Below are 17,198 nucleotides of genomic sequence, written 5' to 3' on the forward strand. Positions count from 1 at the left end.
GATTGTCTATAATGGTGGTAAGAGGAGGTGAGGCCCCCAATGTTAAAGCGGTTTGTTCAGCTCACGTTTTTGTTAGTCGGCGCTATGCTCGGCTATACATTGGGTCCATTAATGTTTCAGCTGCTACAAAATTCCCCACTTCACCTCGGCGATGTTCCTGCACCTGAATATGTTGGCGTTGTGATCGGGGCGATCCTCTTGTACCTGCTAACGTTACGATTGTCCGATTACGTGGTAAAGTGGATTCGCTGGAGTGAAGAGCGACTCGTAAAAATACCGGCTACAGATATATTATTTGGTGCTTTTGGATTAATTTTCGGTCTTATTGTAGCTTCGCTGCTAGAGTCGACACTAACGCGAATCCCGATCCCTGGTTTTGATGTGGTTCTTCCTCTGTTAATATCAGGAATTTTAGGTTACCTCGGTTTTCGCGTCGGTTATAGTAAACGCGATGAATTGCTATCGATCTTCACGATCGGAAGGCAAGGAAAAGATCGATCCAAAAAGGACAAAGAAGCACGTGGACGAGAGGTTGAGCCCAAGATTTTGGACACTAGTGTCATTATTGACGGGCGGATCGCTGATATATGTCGCACCGGATTTTTAGAAGGTACTCTGGTGATTCCAGCGTTTGTACTAGAGGAGTTACAACATATTGCCGATTCCTCTGATGTCTTGAAGCGGAATCGAGGTCGACGTGGGTTGGATATCTTGAATAAGATCCAGAAGGAATTAGATACAAAAGTATTGATTTATGAAGGAGATTTTGAAGAGATATCCGAAGTGGACAGCAAGTTGGTAAAACTGGCAAAAGTGTTGACGGGCAAAGTAGTTACCAATGATTTTAACCTGAACAAGGTGTGTGAACTACAGGGAGTGAAAGTGCTCAATATTAACGACCTTGCTAATGCGGTGAAGCCAGTCGTACTTCCAGGGGAAGAAATCCGTGTGCAGGTGATCAAAGATGGGAAAGAACATGGGCAAGGTGTGGCTTATTTGGATGATGGCACGATGATCGTGATTGAAGGCGGACGTGACTACATCGGAGAAGATATAGATGTATTGGTTACCAGTGTGCTACAGACGTCTGCTGGTCGAATGATTTTCGCTAAGCCCAAGTTGTTGGAGCGTGCACTCTAGCTGATTGAGTCAGATCAGTTATCGCTTCTTTTATGTAGAAATGGACAGGGCTTACTTGCGAGCCGACTCTGTTCAACAGTATAATACCGATAGGATTTAAAAATGTGAGTGCAAAGTACGTTTTGCTCTAGTACGCCCGTGTTGGGAGATCCTCCTGCCGGGCGTCATTCTTGTGTAGAAAGGGTTGGCGATCGTGAGTGTAGGGGTGATTATTCCTGCGGCGGGGATGGGTAAGCGCATGGGGACTGCTGAGAAAAAGCAATTTCTTCACTTTCAGAACAAGCCAGTCTTTATTCATACTTTGCAGGTATTTGAGGAGCAGCAGCAAGTAGAGGAGATTGTGGTCGTGGCGCATGAAGCGGATGTGGCGCGCAAGCAAGAGTATGTCTCTTGCTATGAAGTGAAAAAGGTAAAATGTGTCGTTGCTGGTGGTAAAGAGCGACAGGATAGTGTATATCTCGGTTTACAGCAGATAGCAGCAGAGTGGGTTTTGGTACATGATGCAGTGCGTCCATTTGTAAAGGCAAAGCAGATAGAGGCCTTGCTGGCAGAGGTTGTTCAATATGAAGCAGCCATCTTGGCAGTGCCGATGAAAGAGACGGTGAAACGGGTAGATAAGGCGGGGATGGTTGTGGAAACACCTGATCGACAATCGTTGTGGTCGGTACAAACTCCACAAGCCTTTCGGCGTGATTTACTTGTTAGCGCGCATGAGCGGGTTCGGGGTGAAGAGTTGCTCGTCACCGATGATGCGATGTTGGTTGAAGCTTTAGGAGTGGATGTAAGGGTTGTGCATGGGGATTATACAAATATAAAATTAACAACACCAGATGATCTCGCTGTTGCCACAGCGATCTGGGAGGGGCGAAAAAAATCATGATACGTATAGGACAAGGATTTGATGTGCATAAATTCGCTGAAAATCGTCCACTGATTATCGGAGGCATTACGATAGATTATCCGCTCGGTCTCTTGGGACACTCGGATGCGGATGTGTTGTTGCACGCAATTACGGATGCGATTCTGGGAGCATTGGGAGAAGGAGATATCGGGAAACATTTTCCTGATACAGATTCTCGCTTCAAAGATGCCGACAGTGCAGAGCTTTTAGCTCAGGTGTGGAAGATGGTGAGGGAGCGGGGCTATGCCTTGAGTAATATAGATGCGACCATTATCGCACAAGCCCCGAAGATGGCGCCCTACATCGAAAAAATGAATGAGCGGATCGCTCAGTTGTTACGGGTGGAAAAGAACGCTGTTAATGTTAAGGCAACCACGACAGAAAAGCTTGGGTTTACAGGTAGAGGAGAAGGAATTGCGGCGATGGCCGTTGTCTGTCTCATGTATAAAGGGCAAGAATGAGTGAAAACGAAAGGGGAGAACTCTAGTGGCAACAAGAGTACGAACACGGTATGCTCCAAGTCCGACAGGTCATTTACATATTGGAGGCGCTCGTACCGCATTGTTTAGTTATTTGTGGGCTCGTAAATTTGGCGGGGATTTTGTCGTACGGATTGAGGATACCGACTCTGAGCGAAATATGGAACAGGCGGCGGAAAAGCAGATGGCCGCTCTAGCGTGGTTAGGGATTGAATGGGACGAATCGGTAGATCGTGAAGGGGATTATGGGCCTTATCGCTCAATGGAGCGGGTAGATATCTACAAGAGGTATGTGAATCAGCTTGTAGAGCAAGGGGATGCGTATGCATGCTATTGTACGTCTGCCGAATTGGAACAAGATCGTGAACGGCAATTAGCAGCCGGAATCGCCCCCAAGTACAGCAAACGCTGCCGCCACTTGACAGTAGAAGAGACCAAGAAGCTTGAAGCCGAAGGGCGGACAGCGTCGATTCGCTTCCGTGTTCCCGAAGGGGAGTCAATTGTAGTAGATGATTTAGTGCGTGGTCAAGTGAGCTTCGAATCAGATGGAATTGGTGATTTTATTCTGGTGCGTCCAGATGGTCGACCCACTTATAACTTTGCGGTTACAGTAGATGATGCATTGATGAAGATTTCGCATGTGGTACGGGGGGAAGAACACCTTTCCAACACACCACGTCAAATAATGATTTATCGTGCGTTAGGGTGGGAAACGCCACGGTTCGCTCATGCTGCTCTCATTTTAAATCCCGACGGAAAGAAGATGAGTAAGCGTGATGAAGCTATTGTTCAGTTTATTGACCAGTACCGAGATCTAGGTTACTTACCAGAAGCGCTAATCAATTTCATCTCCCTGTTGGGTTGGTCTCCCGAAGGAGAGGATGAGCTCTTTAGTAAAGAAGAGTTGATCGAACGCTTTTCCCTCGAGCGGGTTTCCAAAGCACCCGCTGTGTTTGATACGGGAAAGCTTAACTATATGAACAACTATTATATTAAACAATCTCCACTCGAACGAATTGTTGCGCTGGCTCTTCCTTTCTTAGAAGAGAAGGGAAAGATTTCGTTACCCCTTCCTGCAGAACGACAAGAGTGGGTTACCCGCGTAGTGGCACTTTATCAAGAGCAACTGGATTATGTTGCACAAATTCCGGCATTAACAGAGATGTTTTTCCGCGCAAAGGCAATTTACTCCGCAGAAGCACAAGAAGTGTTAGCAGAGGAGCAAGTGCCTGAGGTTTTGCGTACGCTGAAGGAACAGATTGAAGGTTTACATGAAGCACTTACAGCAGATAACGTAAAAGTACTTTTGAAGCAGGTACAAAAGGAGACTGGACATAAAGGGAAAAAGTTGTTTATGCCTGTTCGTGCTGCTGTTACAGGTGAGGTTCATGGGCCAGACTTAAAAGAGACGATGTCCCTACTGGGGAAAGAGTGTGTGTTGGAACGATTGCAGCATTGCCTTGACAATTAGGCATAATCCATAGGAAAATCGTGTTATCAAGCGACGATCGGGAAAGTACGTAGCGAAGCGGATATACCAGAGAGAGGCACCGTCGGCTGGAAGTGCCTGTATTCCTACGCTTATCGGAAATGCCCCCGTGAGCCTGTTGCCCGAACGCGGAAATTCCCGTCAGTAGGCGTAACCAGTACCCACTGTTACCGGGGATAAAGAGGAGCCTATCTTTAGGTTCAAGCAGAGTGGAACCGCGGATCACCGTCTCTGCAGCACAGGTGTGCTGCGGAGACTTTTTGTTTTTCGCTTATATATTACTTTTTTGCCAGGGAAAGGAGGAGCCTATATGTTAAAGAGTATTCGACGTTCCATTACCCTTTTGCGCTCCGATATTGAAGCGGTCTTCGACCGTGATCCAGCAGCGCGCAATACGTTTGAAGTAATTTTAACCTCATCTGGTCTGCATGCGATCTGGGGGCATCGGATCGCTCACTTCTTCTATCGCAAGAAGTTGCGACTGTTGGCCCGAGTGCTGTCCCAGTTTATGCGCTTTTTGACGGGGATTGAGATCCACCCAGGAGCTAAGATTGGCAAAGGATTTTTTATCGATCACGGCATGGGCGTTGTCATTGGTGAAACGTGTGAAATCGGTGACTATGTCACTGTTTTTCAAGGTGTAACCCTTGGAGGAACGGGGAAAGAACGAGGAAAGCGCCATCCCACCGTGAAAGATCACGCAATGATTGCTTCGGGAGCAAAAGTATTGGGTTCGATGACGATTGGGGAGAATGCGAAGATTGGGGCAGGCTCAGTGGTGCTAAAAGAAGTACCACCTAACTCGACAGTGGTGGGTGTCCCAGGGAGGGTTGTGATTAAGGATGGGATACGTGTCCCTGATTTAGAACATGGAGATCTCTCTGATCCGATCGAGGACACCTGTAATACATTGCGTGAGGAGATTGAGCATTTAAAAAGCGATATGGTTCGTTTACGGCAAGAGCTGGAAAGAGAACGGAGGAATAGAAAATGACGATCAAGTTATACAATACGATGACAAGGAAAAAAGAGACTTTTCAACCCTTAGAACCGGGTCATGTCAAGATGTATGTATGCGGTCCGACGGTATATAACTATATTCATATCGGCAATGCGCGCGCGTTCACTTTCTTCGATCTGGTGCGACGTTATTTACAATACAAAGGTTATAAAGTTACGTATGTGCAAAACTTCACTGATGTAGATGATCGTCTCATCGAATCGGCTCAGACGGAGAACACAAGTGTGTTGGCGATCGCAGAGCGTTATATTGAGGCGTACTTTGCAGATATGGATGCATTGGGTGTGACACGTGCTGATATTCATCCTCGAGCGACAGAGGAGATTGAAGACATGATTGAGGCGATCAGTGTGTTGATAGATAAGGGTTATGCCTATGAGCGAGATGGAGACGTATATTATCGGGCTTTACGCAAGCCTGATTATGGTAAATTATCTCATCAATCGATGGATGATCTTCGCGCGGGCGCACGAATTGAAGTAAACGATCGGAAGGAGACCCCGCTAGATTTTGCTTTGTGGAAAAAGGCGAAGGCAGGCGAAATCTCGTGGGCAAGTCCATGGGGAGAAGGACGTCCTGGCTGGCATATTGAGTGCTCGGCGATGGCGCGTCGGTATCTTGGGGATTCAATTGATATCCATGCTGGCGGGTTAGATTTGTGCTTCCCCCACCATGAAAACGAGATCGCTCAAAGTGAAGCATGGACAGAGCAACCATTTGCTCAGTATTGGATGCACAACGGATATATCAACATGGGTAGTGAAAAGATGTCAAAGTCTCTGGGCAATGTGAGAACGGTTCACCATTTACGTCAACAGTATGATCCCAGAGTGTTACGTTATTTCTTACTCTCATCGCACTATCGCAATCCGATTTCGTATTCGGAAGAGGCGCTCGAGCAGATGAAGCAGAGTTTAGAGCGCATAGATACGGCTTTCATCAACGTACGTCATCGCAAACAGACTGCCATTGCTGGAGAAGCGAGTGCTACTGTACGCGATGCGATGCTCGCATTAAAAGAGCAATTTGAAGTAGCGATGGATGATGATTTTAACGCGACCAATGCGCTCACTGTATTGTTTGAGGCAGCGCGGTTGGCTAATGAGTTGGTAGCTCAAAAAGTGGTTACTCAAGGGACGTTAGTAGAGGTTGAACAATTTTTCACCGTGTACGGTGGAGATTTATTAGGCTTGATTAAGGTAGAAGAAGAGCAGTTGGATCAATGGGTAGAAACGAAGATTGCTCAGCGGCAGGAAGCACGTCAAAGCCGAGATTTTGCACGGGCTGATGCCTTGCGGGACGAATTGAAAGAGGCAGGTATTATATTGGAAGATACACCTCAGGGTGTACGCTGGAAACGGAGTTAAAAGAACTATGGAAATGAATCTAGGAAAAACCTCTCCTTTTCTTTCAAAAGCAACGAAGGAGCTTTCTCCTCTGTTGCTCGCTTATATGGGAGACGCAGTTTATGAAGTGTATGTGCGCTATCACTTGCTTGCACTGGGAATTGTGCGTCCGCAACTGATACAAAAAGAGGCAGTGCAATACGTGGCTGCGACGGCACAGGCGCGTGGTTTGCGTCTGTTAGAACCTATGTTGACGGAGAAAGAGTTGGATGTGGTAAGACGTGGCCGCAATGCGAAACCTGGTCATACGCCCAAAAATACCAAAGTATCGGAGTATCGGCTCAGCACAGGCTTGGAAGCGTTAATCGGATATTGGTATCTCAACGAGGAAAAAGAACGACTTGATGAGATGATGCACACGCTATTACAACTGATGAAAGAGGGAGAAACATCATGAGAGATAATCTGGTTATAGGTCGTAAACCTGTGCATGAAGCACTCCGGGCTGAGCGCAAGCTAGAACGTCTTTGGTTAGCGGAAGGGACGGCAAAAGGAAAGTTGGATGATATTCTCACCTTAGCCCGACAAAATGGTGTTATGTGGCAGATGGTGCCACGCAAACGACTAGATCAACTTGCAGAAGGGGAAAATCATCAAGGCATTATTGCTGAGGCGAGTCAGTTTGTTTATGCCGAGATGGAGGAAATATTTGCTCGTGCGGCCAAGCGCGATGAAGAACCATTTTTTTTAATCTTAGACGGAATTGAAGATCCTCATAACTTAGGTTCTATGATACGGACAGCAGATGCAGCTGGAGTTCATGGTGTGATTATCCCTAAACGGAGGGCGGCGCATGTGACCGCAGTGGTAGCCAAAACATCTGCAGGGGCTGTGGAGCACGTTCCGGTGGTACGGGTGACCAACTTAAATCGGACGGCGGACGAGCTTAAAGAGCGGGGAGTATGGCTGATTGCCAGTGACGCCCAGGCGCCACAGCGCCTCGAAGATATCGATTATCGGATGCCAGTTGCGATGGTAATTGGAAATGAAGGACGGGGTATTAGCCGTCTCTTGAAAGAGAAATGTGATCAAACGGTTCGCCTTACGATGAAAGGTAAGGTATCTTCACTCAACGCTTCGGTCGCTGGTGCGCTACTTATGTACGAGGTATTGCGTAGTCGTGAGCACGGGCGTGGGTGAATCTCATGGAAGAATGGCTGATTGTAGACGGCTATAATGTGATCGGTGCCGGCAGGCCGGGTTTCTCCCATCTAGCGATGGATGAGGCCCGCCAGCGTTTGATCGAGGATTTATCTGAATATCAAGCCGTATCCGGTCGACGTGTAATTGTTGTATTTGATGCCCATCAAGTGGAAGGGGCAGAAAATAAAAGTTATGAACACCAAGTAACGATTTATTATACTAAGCAACATGAGACAGCGGATGAGTGGATCGAAAGGTGGGTGCGCAAACAACGCGGGCAGGAAAAGGAAATATATGTCGCTACATCTGATTATCTGGAACAGCGAATGATTCTTGGGCATGGAGCTTATCGTATCTCAGCACGGGAATTGATGGGTATATTAGCAGATAGCAGGAAAAGAATAAGCGAACGGATCGTGAAAAAGAAGGAAAGAACAAACAAACGGGCCTTGAGTGATCACTTAAACGAAGATATTCTTCGAACTTTTGAGAATTGGCGCAGAAAAAAATAGGCGGAAATTTGACGGTTTTGTTGCAACTCGGATATAATGGGTTATAACTTGGGCTTCCAGTATACGTTTGTGGGGGGGATAAGGGTGAGCGTAAGCGTTCAAGTAAGCCGAGTAGTACACGAAGTCGAGGTTGAATATTCTGCCTATAAAGAGATGGCGGATGAAATGTTAGTTGCGGGCGTACGTTCAGGGGATAGCGGAGCACTGGAATTTTTAATCCATAAGTATCGTAATTTTGTACGTGCAAAAGCCCGCTCCTATTTTCTTATAGGGGCAGATCACGAAGATATCATTCAAGAAGGAATGATTGGGTTATATAAGGCTATTCGTGATTACCGTGACGAAAAATTAACATCATTCAAAGCTTTTGCTGAGTTGTGTATAACTAGGCAAATCATTACAGCGATTAAAACAGCTACACGACAAAAACATATCCCGCTTAATTCATATGTATCATTGGACAAGCCCATATATGATGAAGATTCTGATCGAACATTGATGGATGTCTTAACAGGGGGTCGTATATCTGATCCTGAAATTATCTATATCCATCAAGAAGAGTTTGCTGATATCGAAGATAAAATGACCCAAATTTTAAGTGAATTGGAAAGACAAGTTCTCATGTTGTACCTCGATGGCAGATCTTATCAAGAGATTGCAGTAGATTTGAAACGGCACGTGAAGTCGATCGACAACGCTTTGCAAAGGGTGAAACGAAAGGTAGAGCGCTTTTTGGAAGGTCGCGGCGTCACACCGTAAGCATCTACATGTTGGAAAAGATGTACGATGAGACGACTCTACAAAACATTTATTTTTGGCATAAAATACTTTTTCGACAAACTATTTTTGCAATCCTCCTTCCGACTAAGATATTTTAATATTTTTTATGGTATAACAAGGAAATCGTGGTGGATCCATTTGCTATGATGGTGGACAAGCGCTGGATCCCTCATGATTGCTTAAGATGATAGTAGGTATAGGCATGATAGTAGGTATAGGCACTCTACCTCGCCTGTTAGAGTTGGCACGATAGTCTAGAGGGTACCAAGATCCGATAGAAATAAGCGAGGTTTAGTTCGTTGTATCATTCGTCAATAATAGGATAACGCGTGGCAGAAGCAAAGCCTCTTTCATTGACACTACATCCTCATTATGATAAAGTGATTTGGGTATTTTGTATATAAGCGATGACCCAAAGGAGGTGTTCGCATGCGGGTGATTGTTACGATGGCTTGTACGGAATGTAAAGAGCGTAACTATACGACGGAAAAGAATAAGCGGAAGCATCCAGATCGGATGGAGTTTAAAAAGCACTGCTCCCGTTGCAATGGGCACACGGTACACCGTGAAACAAAATAATTTAAGCCGGTAGAGGCTTTTGGGGGTGACGCACATGGGCTTTCTCGGCCGTCTAGGAACGGGCATCCGGAAGAGTTTCTCCGGCACGGCCAGTTTTTTTAATGGTAGCGTAGCAGAACTAAAAAAGGTTCGTTGGCCTTCCCGTAAGGAGTTAACGAGTTATACCATTGTTGTGATCGTCACGGTCCTCTTTCTTACATTATTTTTTGCTGTCATCGACCTTGGAATTACGCAATTGACCAAGCTGGTGACAGGTTGATCAAATCTGTCATAAGGGGGGACAGGGCTAACGTCGCCCTGAGTTCATGGAGAAGAATTGGTATGTAGTTCACACATATTCGGGCTACGAGAACAAAGTGAAGACCAACCTGGAAAAACGGGTTTACTCAATGGAGATGGAAGATAAAATCTTTCGTGTCTTGGTGCCGATGGAAGAGGAAATAGAGCACAAGGATGGGAAGAAAAAGTCCGTGATGAAGAAAACGTTTCCAGGTTATGTTCTGGTAGAGATGGTCATGACGGACGACTCATGGTATGTCGTACGGAATACACCGGGTGTGACAGGTTTTGTTGGTTCTTCTGGAGCTGGCTCGAAACCGACTCCCCTTATGCCGTATGAAGCGGAAACCATCTTGCGTCAAATGGGACTAACAGAAGCGTTGACCAAGGTTGATTTTGCGGTAAACGAAAGTGTGAAGGTAAAAGAGGGGCCGTTTGCAAACTTTGTAGGCAAGGTTGAGGAAGTGGATTTAGATCGGCAGAAGTTAAAAGTGCTTGTCGATATGTTCGGGCGCGAAACACCTGTTGAGCTAGATTTTGAGCAAGCGGAAAAATTATGATGATCCCTATCCCTTTCTTTTATGAAAGGTTTATGATAGAGTAGGTCTTGTTTTTGTTTTTAAGTGGGAGGGTGTAACCCGAGAGAACCACATTTTTGAAGGAGGTTGGTCGGCGTGGCCAAGAAAGTAATGAAAGTCGTAAAATTGCAGATCCCTGCCGGTAAAGCCAACCCAGCACCGCCTGTAGGTCCGGCGCTTGGGCAAGCTGGGGTCAACATCATGGGCTTTTGTAAGGAGTTTAACGCCCGCACGTCTGATCAAGCCGGAATGATTATTCCGGTGGAAATCACGGTATATGAAGATCGTTCGTTTGACTTCATCACCAAGACTCCACCAGCAGCGACCCTGTTGTTGAAAGCGGCTGGTATTGAGTCTGGTTCTGGTGAACCAAACCGAAATAAAGTAGCAACCGTTAAGCGTGACAAAGTGCGTGAAATTGCAGAAACGAAAATGCCAGACCTCAATGCTGGTGATGTGGAAGCTGCGATGAGAATGATCGAAGGTACCGCGCGTAGCATGGGGATCGTTATCGAAGATTAATGGAACGTCGCTTTCTCATGCCGCCACGGGCAGAGATAAGCGCGTGGGAGGAAAAATCCGTTATGACCACGAAGGGAGTGTAGGAACGTGGCAAGAAAAGGGAAAAAGTATCAAGAAGTGATGAAGAAGATCGACCGGGAAAAAGCATATGAACCAGCTGAAGCATTGGCGTTGGTGAAAGAGGTTGCTCCCGCTAAGTTTGATGAAACCGTAGAGGCAGCTATTCGTCTAGGCATTGATGTAAAGCGTGCTGACCAACAAGTTCGCGGTGCGGTAGTCCTACCACACGGAACAGGGAAAACGAAGCGTGTCTTGGTATTTGCTAAAGGCGAAAAAGCGAAAGAAGCCGAAGCGGCTGGCGCTGATTTTGTTGGTGATGAAGATATGATCAACAAAGTAGCCCAAGGTTGGTTTGACTTTGATGTTGTTGTAGCTACCCCGGATATGATGGGTCAAGTAGGTAAATTGGGTCGTACCTTGGGGCCAAAAGGCTTAATGCCGAACCCAAAAACCGGCACTGTTACCTTCGAAGTAGAAAAAGCAGTAAGCGACATCAAAGCGGGTAAAATCGAGTACCGTGCGGATAAAGCAGGAAACATTCATTGTCCAATCGGGAGAGTCTCTTTTAGTAACGAACAGCTGGAAGAAAACTTGAAAACGTTGGTTGATGCGCTCTTGAAAGCGAAGCCAGCGGCTGCCAAGGGTAAGTATATGCGTAATCTCGCTGTTTCCTCGACCATGGGTCCTGGAGTAACAGTTAACTCGAGTAGTTACTCTGCTCGTTAATGCTTGACATCATCGGCTTAATGTGAGTATGATTAAAGCGCTGATTACAATCGGATATAAACTGCTACCGCAGACAGTAGGGGCGCTCGGCGCTTAATGACCTACCGAGGTGGAGGATAAAGTGAGAAATCTTTTCCCGGCCTTCGTCTGTCTGCGAAGGCTTTTTCTACGTCTGATTGAAGGTACTGTCGAGGAGGTGGAACCTGTGTCTGCAAAAATCGAAATGAAGAAAAAGGTAGTTGAAGAGATCGTTGCTCTGTTACAAGCTAGCCAAGCGACAATTCTTACTGATTATCGTGGCCTTAATGTATCGGAGTCGAACGAACTGCGTAAGCAGTTGCGTGAAGCGGGTGTCGAGTATAAAGTGTTGAAAAACACGATGACTCGTTTTGCTACGAAAGAGTTGGAGTATACCGACTTGGACGAGCACCTGAACGGTCCAACAGCGATCGCCTTTAGTAATGACGATGTGATTGCTCCTGCGAAGATCATTTATGAGTTTGCTAAGAAGCATGATGCGTTGAAAATTAAAGGTGGCGTTGTTGAAGGTCGCGTCGTTAGTGCGGAAGCGATCAACGAATTGGCAAAAATGCCATCACGCGAAGGCTTGTTGTCGATGCTGCTTAGCGTCTTGCAAGCTCCGATGCGTAATGCAGCCTTGGCTGTCAAAGCTGTGGCTGATAAGAACGAAGCGGAATCTGCTTAATTGGCAGTTTCTAACCTAAACTAATATGGAAAATCGATAAGGAGGTTTACTCATGTCCCATCAAGAGATCATTGAAGCGATCAAAGGCATGACCGTACTAGAATTAAACGACCTAGTAAAAGCAATCGAAGAAGAATTTGGTGTAACCGCAGCAGCTCCAGTAGCAGTAGCAGCAGGTGGCGCCGATGCAGGTGCAGCAGTAGAGCAAACTGAATTCGATGTTGTTCTTGCAGATGCTGGTTCCTCAAAAATTAAAGTAATTAAAGTGGTACGTGGTATCACCGGTCTTGGCTTGAAAGAAGCTAAAGCTATGGTAGACGGTGCTCCAAGCCCAGTTAAAGAAGCTGTTTCCAAAGAAGAAGCAGAAGATATCAAATCCCAGCTCGAAGAAGTTGGCGCAAAAGTGGAAGTGAAGTAGTCCGCTAGCTAGCTGCTCGGACCCGTCGCTTAAGTGCTGGCGGGTCCGTTTTCATTAAGGAGGTTCTGTCTGTGAGCGATCACTATTTTTCAGCCAATCCGGATTCAAAAGCGGAGCTACGCAGTATTGAAGTTAGTCTGAAAGGGCATTCCTTCTGTTTTTATACGAGTACGGGTGTCTTTTCAAAGCAAGGTCTGGACTATGGGAGTCGGCTTTTGATGGAATCAGTTTTACTGCCATTACAAGGAGCAGTACTAGATTTGGGATGTGGATATGGGCCGGTTGGGATTGCATGTGCTACGATGGCGCCGCAATGCTTTATCACCATGGTTGATATCAACGAGCGTGCAGTAGAATTGGCGAAGCAAAACGCTGAACGAAATGGTGTGGCAAAGCGTGTGCAGGTGATGCAAAGCGATGGTTGTTCCGCAGTGGAAGGGCAACAATTCGCCGCTATCTTGACTAATCCGCCGATCCGGACAGGCAAAGAAGTGATCTACAATTTGTTCCGGCAAGCGCGAGACCACCTAACGCCTGAGGGCATATTGTGGATTGTGATTCGCAAACAACAAGGAGCAGTATCTGCAATAGCGGAATTAGAACGATTAGGACTTGAAGTACAGGTGGAGACACGTAAAAAAGGATACTGGATTCTGAGCGCAAAAAAGTATTGACAGCGGAAAACTCTTATGCTAATCTTAGACAATGCCAAAGTGTCGGTACCCATCGGGACACGATCATTCGTGTGATCCCGATATTTTTCCATGGCAATTTAGGAAAAGTTGAATGAACAACCAAACTTTGGGTTATACTAGCTCAATAGGTTGTTTATTGTAGAAAAATGAGGGTATCCATCGCTCATTTTCTTTTTTTGCAGGGAACTGATTGCTCGGAATCGACTGGGTACGAGGGGGGAGCTTGTTTGGTAGGTAAACTGGTCCAGTATGGTCGGCGCCAGCGGAGAAGCTATTCAAGAATTGATGAAGTATTAGATTTGCCGAATTTAATTGAGATTCAGCAGAGATCTTATGAATGGTTCCTCGATAAGGGCTTAAGAGAAATGTTTCAGGACATTTCCCCGATCGAAGATTTTACCGGTAACTTGATTCTGGAGTTTATCGATTATAGTTTAGGTGAGCCTAAGTATTCGGTCGAAGAATCGAAAGAACGGGATGTCACATATTCTGCACCTCTACGCGTTAAGGTGCGCCTAATCAACAAAGAAACAGGCGAAGTGAAAGAACAGGAAGTATTTATGGGAGACTTCCCATTGATGACGGAGACAGGCACTTTTGTAATTAATGGGGCGGAACGAGTGATTGTAAGCCAATTGGTGCGCTCGCCTAGCGTCTATTACAATGCCAAAGTTGATAAAAACGGGAAAACTGCGTATACCGCAACGGTAATTCCGAACCGTGGAGCCTGGCTCGAGTATGAAACCGACGCTAAGGATATTATCTACGTGCGTATTGATCGTACACGGAAAATACCGGTGACGGTTCTTTTACGTGCCTTGGGTTTTAGCTCTGATGCAGAGATTCTCGATCTCTTGGGCGAAGACGAATACCTGCGCAATACCTTGGATAAGGACAACACAGGAAATACGGAAAAAGCCTTGATCGAGATTTACGAACGCTTGCGTCCGGGTGAACCGCCAACAGCGGATAATGCGCGTTCACTTTTATACTCACGTTTCTTTGATCCTAAGCGTTATGATCTAGCAAATGTGGGTCGTTATAAGATGAATAAGAAGTTACACATCAAAAATCGTTTGTTTAACCAAACGTTAGCGGAATCTATTATTGATCCGGCAACGGGCGAAATTATCGCTGAAGCGGGACAAGTGTTGGATCGTCGTCTACTAGATAAACTGTTACCACAGCTAGAAGAGGATAACGGTTATGGTTGGGAAGAGAAAACGATTCGTGGTGGAGTAACAGAGGACGAAGGTGTTCACCTTCAGTCCGTGAAGATTGTATCTCCACAACAAGAAGGGTTAGCGATCAAGGTGCTTTCCAATGGTGGCGTCAGCTCTTCTATCAAAAACATTACCGCTACGGATATTATTGCTTCCATCAATTATTTTATCAATTTGTTACATGGAGTAGGGAGCACAGATGATATCGATCACCTGGGTAACCGTCGCCTCCGGTCTGTAGGAGAGCTCCTACAAAATCAATTCCGGATCGGGTTGTCGCGTATGGAACGGGTGGTACGTGAGCGTATGTCGATTCAAGATGCCAATGCGATAACACCACAGGCCTTGATTAATATTCGCCCTGTCATTGCTTCTATCAAAGAGTTCTTTGGTAGCAGTCAGTTGTCGCAGTTTATGGATCAAACCAACCCGCTGGCTGAACTTACGCATAAGCGTCGTCTATCAGCGCTAGGTCCGGGTGGACTGACACGTGAACGAGCGGGCTTTGAAGTTCGAGACGTTCACCATTCCCACTATGGACGGATGTGTCCGATTGAAACACCTGAAGGTCCTAACATCGGTCTGATCAACTCCCTTTCCTCCTACGCACGTATCAATGAGTTTGGCTTCATTGAAACGCCGTATCGGAAAGTAGATCCGGATACGCATAAGGTAACGGAAGAGATCGTTTATCTGACTGCGGATGAGGAGGATAACTATTATATTGCTCAAGCAAATGAGCCGTTATCCGAGGATGGGGAATTTATTAATGATCAGGTAATCTCTCGTTATAAAGAGGAAAACTTACCTATCGTGCGTGAAGAAGTTGACTTCATGGACGTATCGCCAAAACAAGTTGTATCCGTTGCAACTGCATGTATTCCATTCTTGGAAAATGATGACTCCAACCGTGCGTTGATGGGTTCTAACATGCAGAGACAAGCGGTGCCGTTGCTTACACCTCGGTCACCATTTATCGGCACGGGGATGGAGCATGTATCCGCTAAGGACTCAGGTGTATGTGTGTTGGCCAAACGCCCTGGTTTAGTGGAGCGTGTGGTAGCAGATGAGATCTTGATCCGTCACGAAGAGGAAATTGATGGTCAACTGGTTCAAGGTGATCTCGATCGTTATCGCTTGCAGAAGTTTATTCGTTCCAATCAAGGAACGTGCGTCAACCAGCGACCGATGGTGCGTGCTGGTGAGCGTGTGCAAAAGGGCGAAATTATCGCAGACGGGCCTTCCACAGAATTAGGTGAGATGGCATTAGGACAAAACGTCCTCGTCGCCTTTATGACCTGGGAAGGATATAACTACGAGGATGCGATCCTGCTAAGCGAAAAGCTAGTAAAAGAAGATGTTTATACATCGATCCATATTGAAGAGTATGAGAGTGAGGCACGTGATACGAAACTAGGCCCAGAAGAGATTACGCGTGATATTCCTAATGTGGGTGAAGATGCGCTGAAAAACTTGGATGAGCGAGGCATTATTCGTGTCGGTGCTGAAATCAAGTCTGGGGATATCCTGGTAGGTAAAGTAACGCCGAAAGGCGTGACCGAATTGACAGCAGAAGAACGTCTTTTGCATGCCATCTTTGGTGAGAAGGCGCGTGAAGTACGGGATACTTCCCTGCGTGTACCTCATGGAACCGACGGGATTGTTGTTGATGTGAAGGTATTTACTAGAGAAAACGGTGATGAATTACCTCCGGGTGTCAACCAACTGGTTCGTTGTTACATTGCACAGAAACGTAAGATCTCTGAAGGGGATAAGATGGCAGGTCGTCACGGGAACAAAGGTGTTATTGCACGCGTGTTGCCGGAAGAAGATATGCCGTTTCTACCTGATGGCACACCTGTACAGGTTGTGCTTAACCCACTGGGTGTTCCTTCGCGGATGAACATCGGACAAGTGCTGGAAGTCCACTTGGGAATGGCAGCCAAACAGCTGGGCATTCATGTGGCAACACCAGTATTTGATGGAGCGACAGAAGAAGATGTGTTTGCGACATTAACGGAAGCAGGTCTTTCGGAAGACGGTAAAACCTATTTGTTCGATGGGCGTACCGGAGAGCAATTTGAGAACCGAGTAACTGTAGGTGTCATGTATATGATTAAGCTGGCACATATGGTAGATGACAAGATTCATGCTCGTTCTACAGGTCCATACTCATTGGTTACGCAACAACCGTTGGGTGGTAAGGCGCAGTTCGGTGGACAGCGCTTTGGTGAGATGGAGGTATGGGCGCTAAAAGCATATGGAGCGGCCTATACGCTGCAAGAGATCTTGACGGTTAAGTCGGATGACGTAATCGGTCGAGTGAAAACGTACGAAGCGATTGTAAAAGGTGAAAACGTACCTGAACCGGGTGTACCTGAGTCGTTCAAGGTATTGATCAAAGAACTGCAAAGCTTAGGCATGGATGTGAAGATCTTGTCTGAAGATGAGCAGGAGATCGAGATGAAAGAACTGGATGATGACGATGAGTCCGGAAACCAAAAGGGTGGTGCCGATTATGAGGAGAATCTCTAATTTGTG

At 46.3% G+C, this 17,198-nt stretch carries 19 protein-coding genes and 1 other annotated feature; all 19 genes read left to right on the forward strand.

Annotation, left to right across the window (positions count from 1 at the left end; genetic code table 11):
- Window positions 1-39: 39 nt before the first annotated feature.
- The 19 genes from NXZ84_RS13270 to rpoB all read left to right on the forward strand — a co-directional run bounded on the left by NXZ84_RS13270 (window position 40) and on the right by rpoB (window position 17,192).
- A complete protein-coding gene (locus NXZ84_RS13270) occupies window positions 40-1,140 on the forward strand; it encodes a PIN/TRAM domain-containing protein (RefSeq protein WP_258840815.1) in 1,101 nt (366 codons plus the stop codon).
- Window positions 1,141-1,333: 193 nt separating this feature from the next.
- Window positions 1,334-2,020: a 2-C-methyl-D-erythritol 4-phosphate cytidylyltransferase gene (gene ispD, locus NXZ84_RS13275; protein WP_309495940.1), complete on the forward strand. Its 687-nt coding sequence runs from the start codon at window positions 1,334-1,336 to the stop codon at window positions 2,018-2,020.
- Window positions 2,017-2,502: a 2-C-methyl-D-erythritol 2,4-cyclodiphosphate synthase gene (gene ispF / locus NXZ84_RS13280; protein ID WP_258840817.1), complete on the forward strand. Its 486-nt coding sequence runs from the start codon at window positions 2,017-2,019 to the stop codon at window positions 2,500-2,502. Before ispD ends, ispF begins: the two co-directional genes overlap by 4 nt.
- A 25-nt stretch (window positions 2,503-2,527) precedes the next feature.
- Complete coding sequence (gltX, locus tag NXZ84_RS13285) at window positions 2,528-3,991, forward strand: glutamate--tRNA ligase (RefSeq protein WP_258840818.1); 1,464 nt, start codon at window positions 2,528-2,530, stop codon at window positions 3,989-3,991.
- Window positions 3,992-4,319: 328 nt separating this feature from the next.
- A complete protein-coding gene (gene cysE, locus NXZ84_RS13290) occupies window positions 4,320-5,003 on the forward strand; it encodes a serine O-acetyltransferase (RefSeq protein ID WP_258840819.1) in 684 nt (227 codons plus the stop codon).
- Window positions 5,000-6,397 carry a cysteine--tRNA ligase gene (cysS, locus tag NXZ84_RS13295; RefSeq protein WP_258840820.1) on the forward strand — a complete coding sequence of 466 codons (1,398 nt, stop codon included), beginning with the start codon at window positions 5,000-5,002 and terminating at the stop codon, window positions 6,395-6,397. The genes cysE and cysS overlap by 4 nt, the downstream gene beginning before the upstream one ends.
- Window positions 6,398-6,410: 13 nt before the next feature.
- On the forward strand, window positions 6,411-6,833 hold the full coding sequence (locus NXZ84_RS13300; protein ID WP_258840821.1) for a Mini-ribonuclease 3: 423 nt from the start codon (window positions 6,411-6,413) through the stop codon (window positions 6,831-6,833).
- Window positions 6,830-7,576 carry a 23S rRNA (guanosine(2251)-2'-O)-methyltransferase RlmB gene (rlmB, locus tag NXZ84_RS13305; RefSeq protein ID WP_258840822.1) on the forward strand — a complete coding sequence of 249 codons (747 nt, stop codon included), beginning with the start codon at window positions 6,830-6,832 and terminating at the stop codon, window positions 7,574-7,576. Before NXZ84_RS13300 ends, rlmB begins: the two co-directional genes overlap by 4 nt.
- Window positions 7,577-7,581: 5 nt before the next feature.
- Complete coding sequence (locus NXZ84_RS13310) at window positions 7,582-8,091, forward strand: NYN domain-containing protein (protein WP_258840823.1); 510 nt, start codon at window positions 7,582-7,584, stop codon at window positions 8,089-8,091.
- A gap of 36 nt (window positions 8,092-8,127) precedes the next feature.
- Complete coding sequence (sigH, locus tag NXZ84_RS13315) at window positions 8,128-8,850, forward strand: RNA polymerase sporulation sigma factor SigH (RefSeq protein WP_258840824.1); 723 nt, start codon at window positions 8,128-8,130, stop codon at window positions 8,848-8,850.
- A gap of 450 nt (window positions 8,851-9,300) precedes the next feature.
- Window positions 9,301-9,450, forward strand: coding sequence for a 50S ribosomal protein L33 (gene rpmG, locus NXZ84_RS13320; protein ID WP_258840825.1), 150 nt, complete (start codon window positions 9,301-9,303; stop codon window positions 9,448-9,450).
- 34 nt (window positions 9,451-9,484) lie between these two features.
- Window positions 9,485-9,709, forward strand: a complete 225-nt coding sequence (secE, locus tag NXZ84_RS13325) for a preprotein translocase subunit SecE (RefSeq protein ID WP_258840826.1) — start codon at window positions 9,485-9,487, stop codon at window positions 9,707-9,709.
- 46 nt (window positions 9,710-9,755) lie between these two features.
- Entirely contained in the window at window positions 9,756-10,289 is a 534-nt protein-coding gene (gene nusG, locus NXZ84_RS13330; protein ID WP_258840828.1) for a transcription termination/antitermination protein NusG, read from the forward strand.
- 114 nt (window positions 10,290-10,403) lie between these two features.
- Window positions 10,404-10,829, forward strand: coding sequence for a 50S ribosomal protein L11 (gene rplK, locus NXZ84_RS13335; protein ID WP_258840830.1), 426 nt, complete (start codon window positions 10,404-10,406; stop codon window positions 10,827-10,829).
- An 87-nt stretch (window positions 10,830-10,916) separates the two neighbouring features.
- Window positions 10,917-11,615, forward strand: a complete 699-nt coding sequence (rplA, locus tag NXZ84_RS13340) for a 50S ribosomal protein L1 (RefSeq protein ID WP_258840831.1) — start codon at window positions 10,917-10,919, stop codon at window positions 11,613-11,615.
- Window positions 11,616-11,664: 49 nt separating this feature from the next.
- Window positions 11,665-11,791: a sequence feature (ribosomal protein L10 leader region), on the forward strand.
- A 29-nt stretch (window positions 11,792-11,820) separates the two neighbouring features.
- Window positions 11,821-12,321 carry a 50S ribosomal protein L10 gene (gene rplJ / locus NXZ84_RS13345; RefSeq protein WP_258840832.1) on the forward strand — a complete coding sequence of 167 codons (501 nt, stop codon included), beginning with the start codon at window positions 11,821-11,823 and terminating at the stop codon, window positions 12,319-12,321.
- Between the two features lie 52 nt (window positions 12,322-12,373).
- A complete protein-coding gene (rplL, locus tag NXZ84_RS13350) occupies window positions 12,374-12,739 on the forward strand; it encodes a 50S ribosomal protein L7/L12 (protein WP_258840833.1) in 366 nt (121 codons plus the stop codon).
- A 71-nt stretch (window positions 12,740-12,810) separates the two neighbouring features.
- Window positions 12,811-13,413 carry a class I SAM-dependent methyltransferase gene (locus NXZ84_RS13355; protein ID WP_258840834.1) on the forward strand — a complete coding sequence of 201 codons (603 nt, stop codon included), beginning with the start codon at window positions 12,811-12,813 and terminating at the stop codon, window positions 13,411-13,413.
- Between the two features lie 248 nt (window positions 13,414-13,661).
- Window positions 13,662-17,192 (forward strand): DNA-directed RNA polymerase subunit beta, encoded by a 3,531-nt coding sequence (gene rpoB / locus NXZ84_RS13360; protein ID WP_258840835.1) that lies wholly within the window; start codon window positions 13,662-13,664, stop codon window positions 17,190-17,192.
- The last annotated feature ends 6 nt before the right edge of the window (window positions 17,193-17,198 follow it).

Origin of the sequence: Mechercharimyces sp. CAU 1602 (assembly GCF_024753565.1) — a bacterium.
Taxonomy (GTDB): domain Bacteria; phylum Bacillota; class Bacilli; order Thermoactinomycetales; family JANTPT01; genus Mechercharimyces.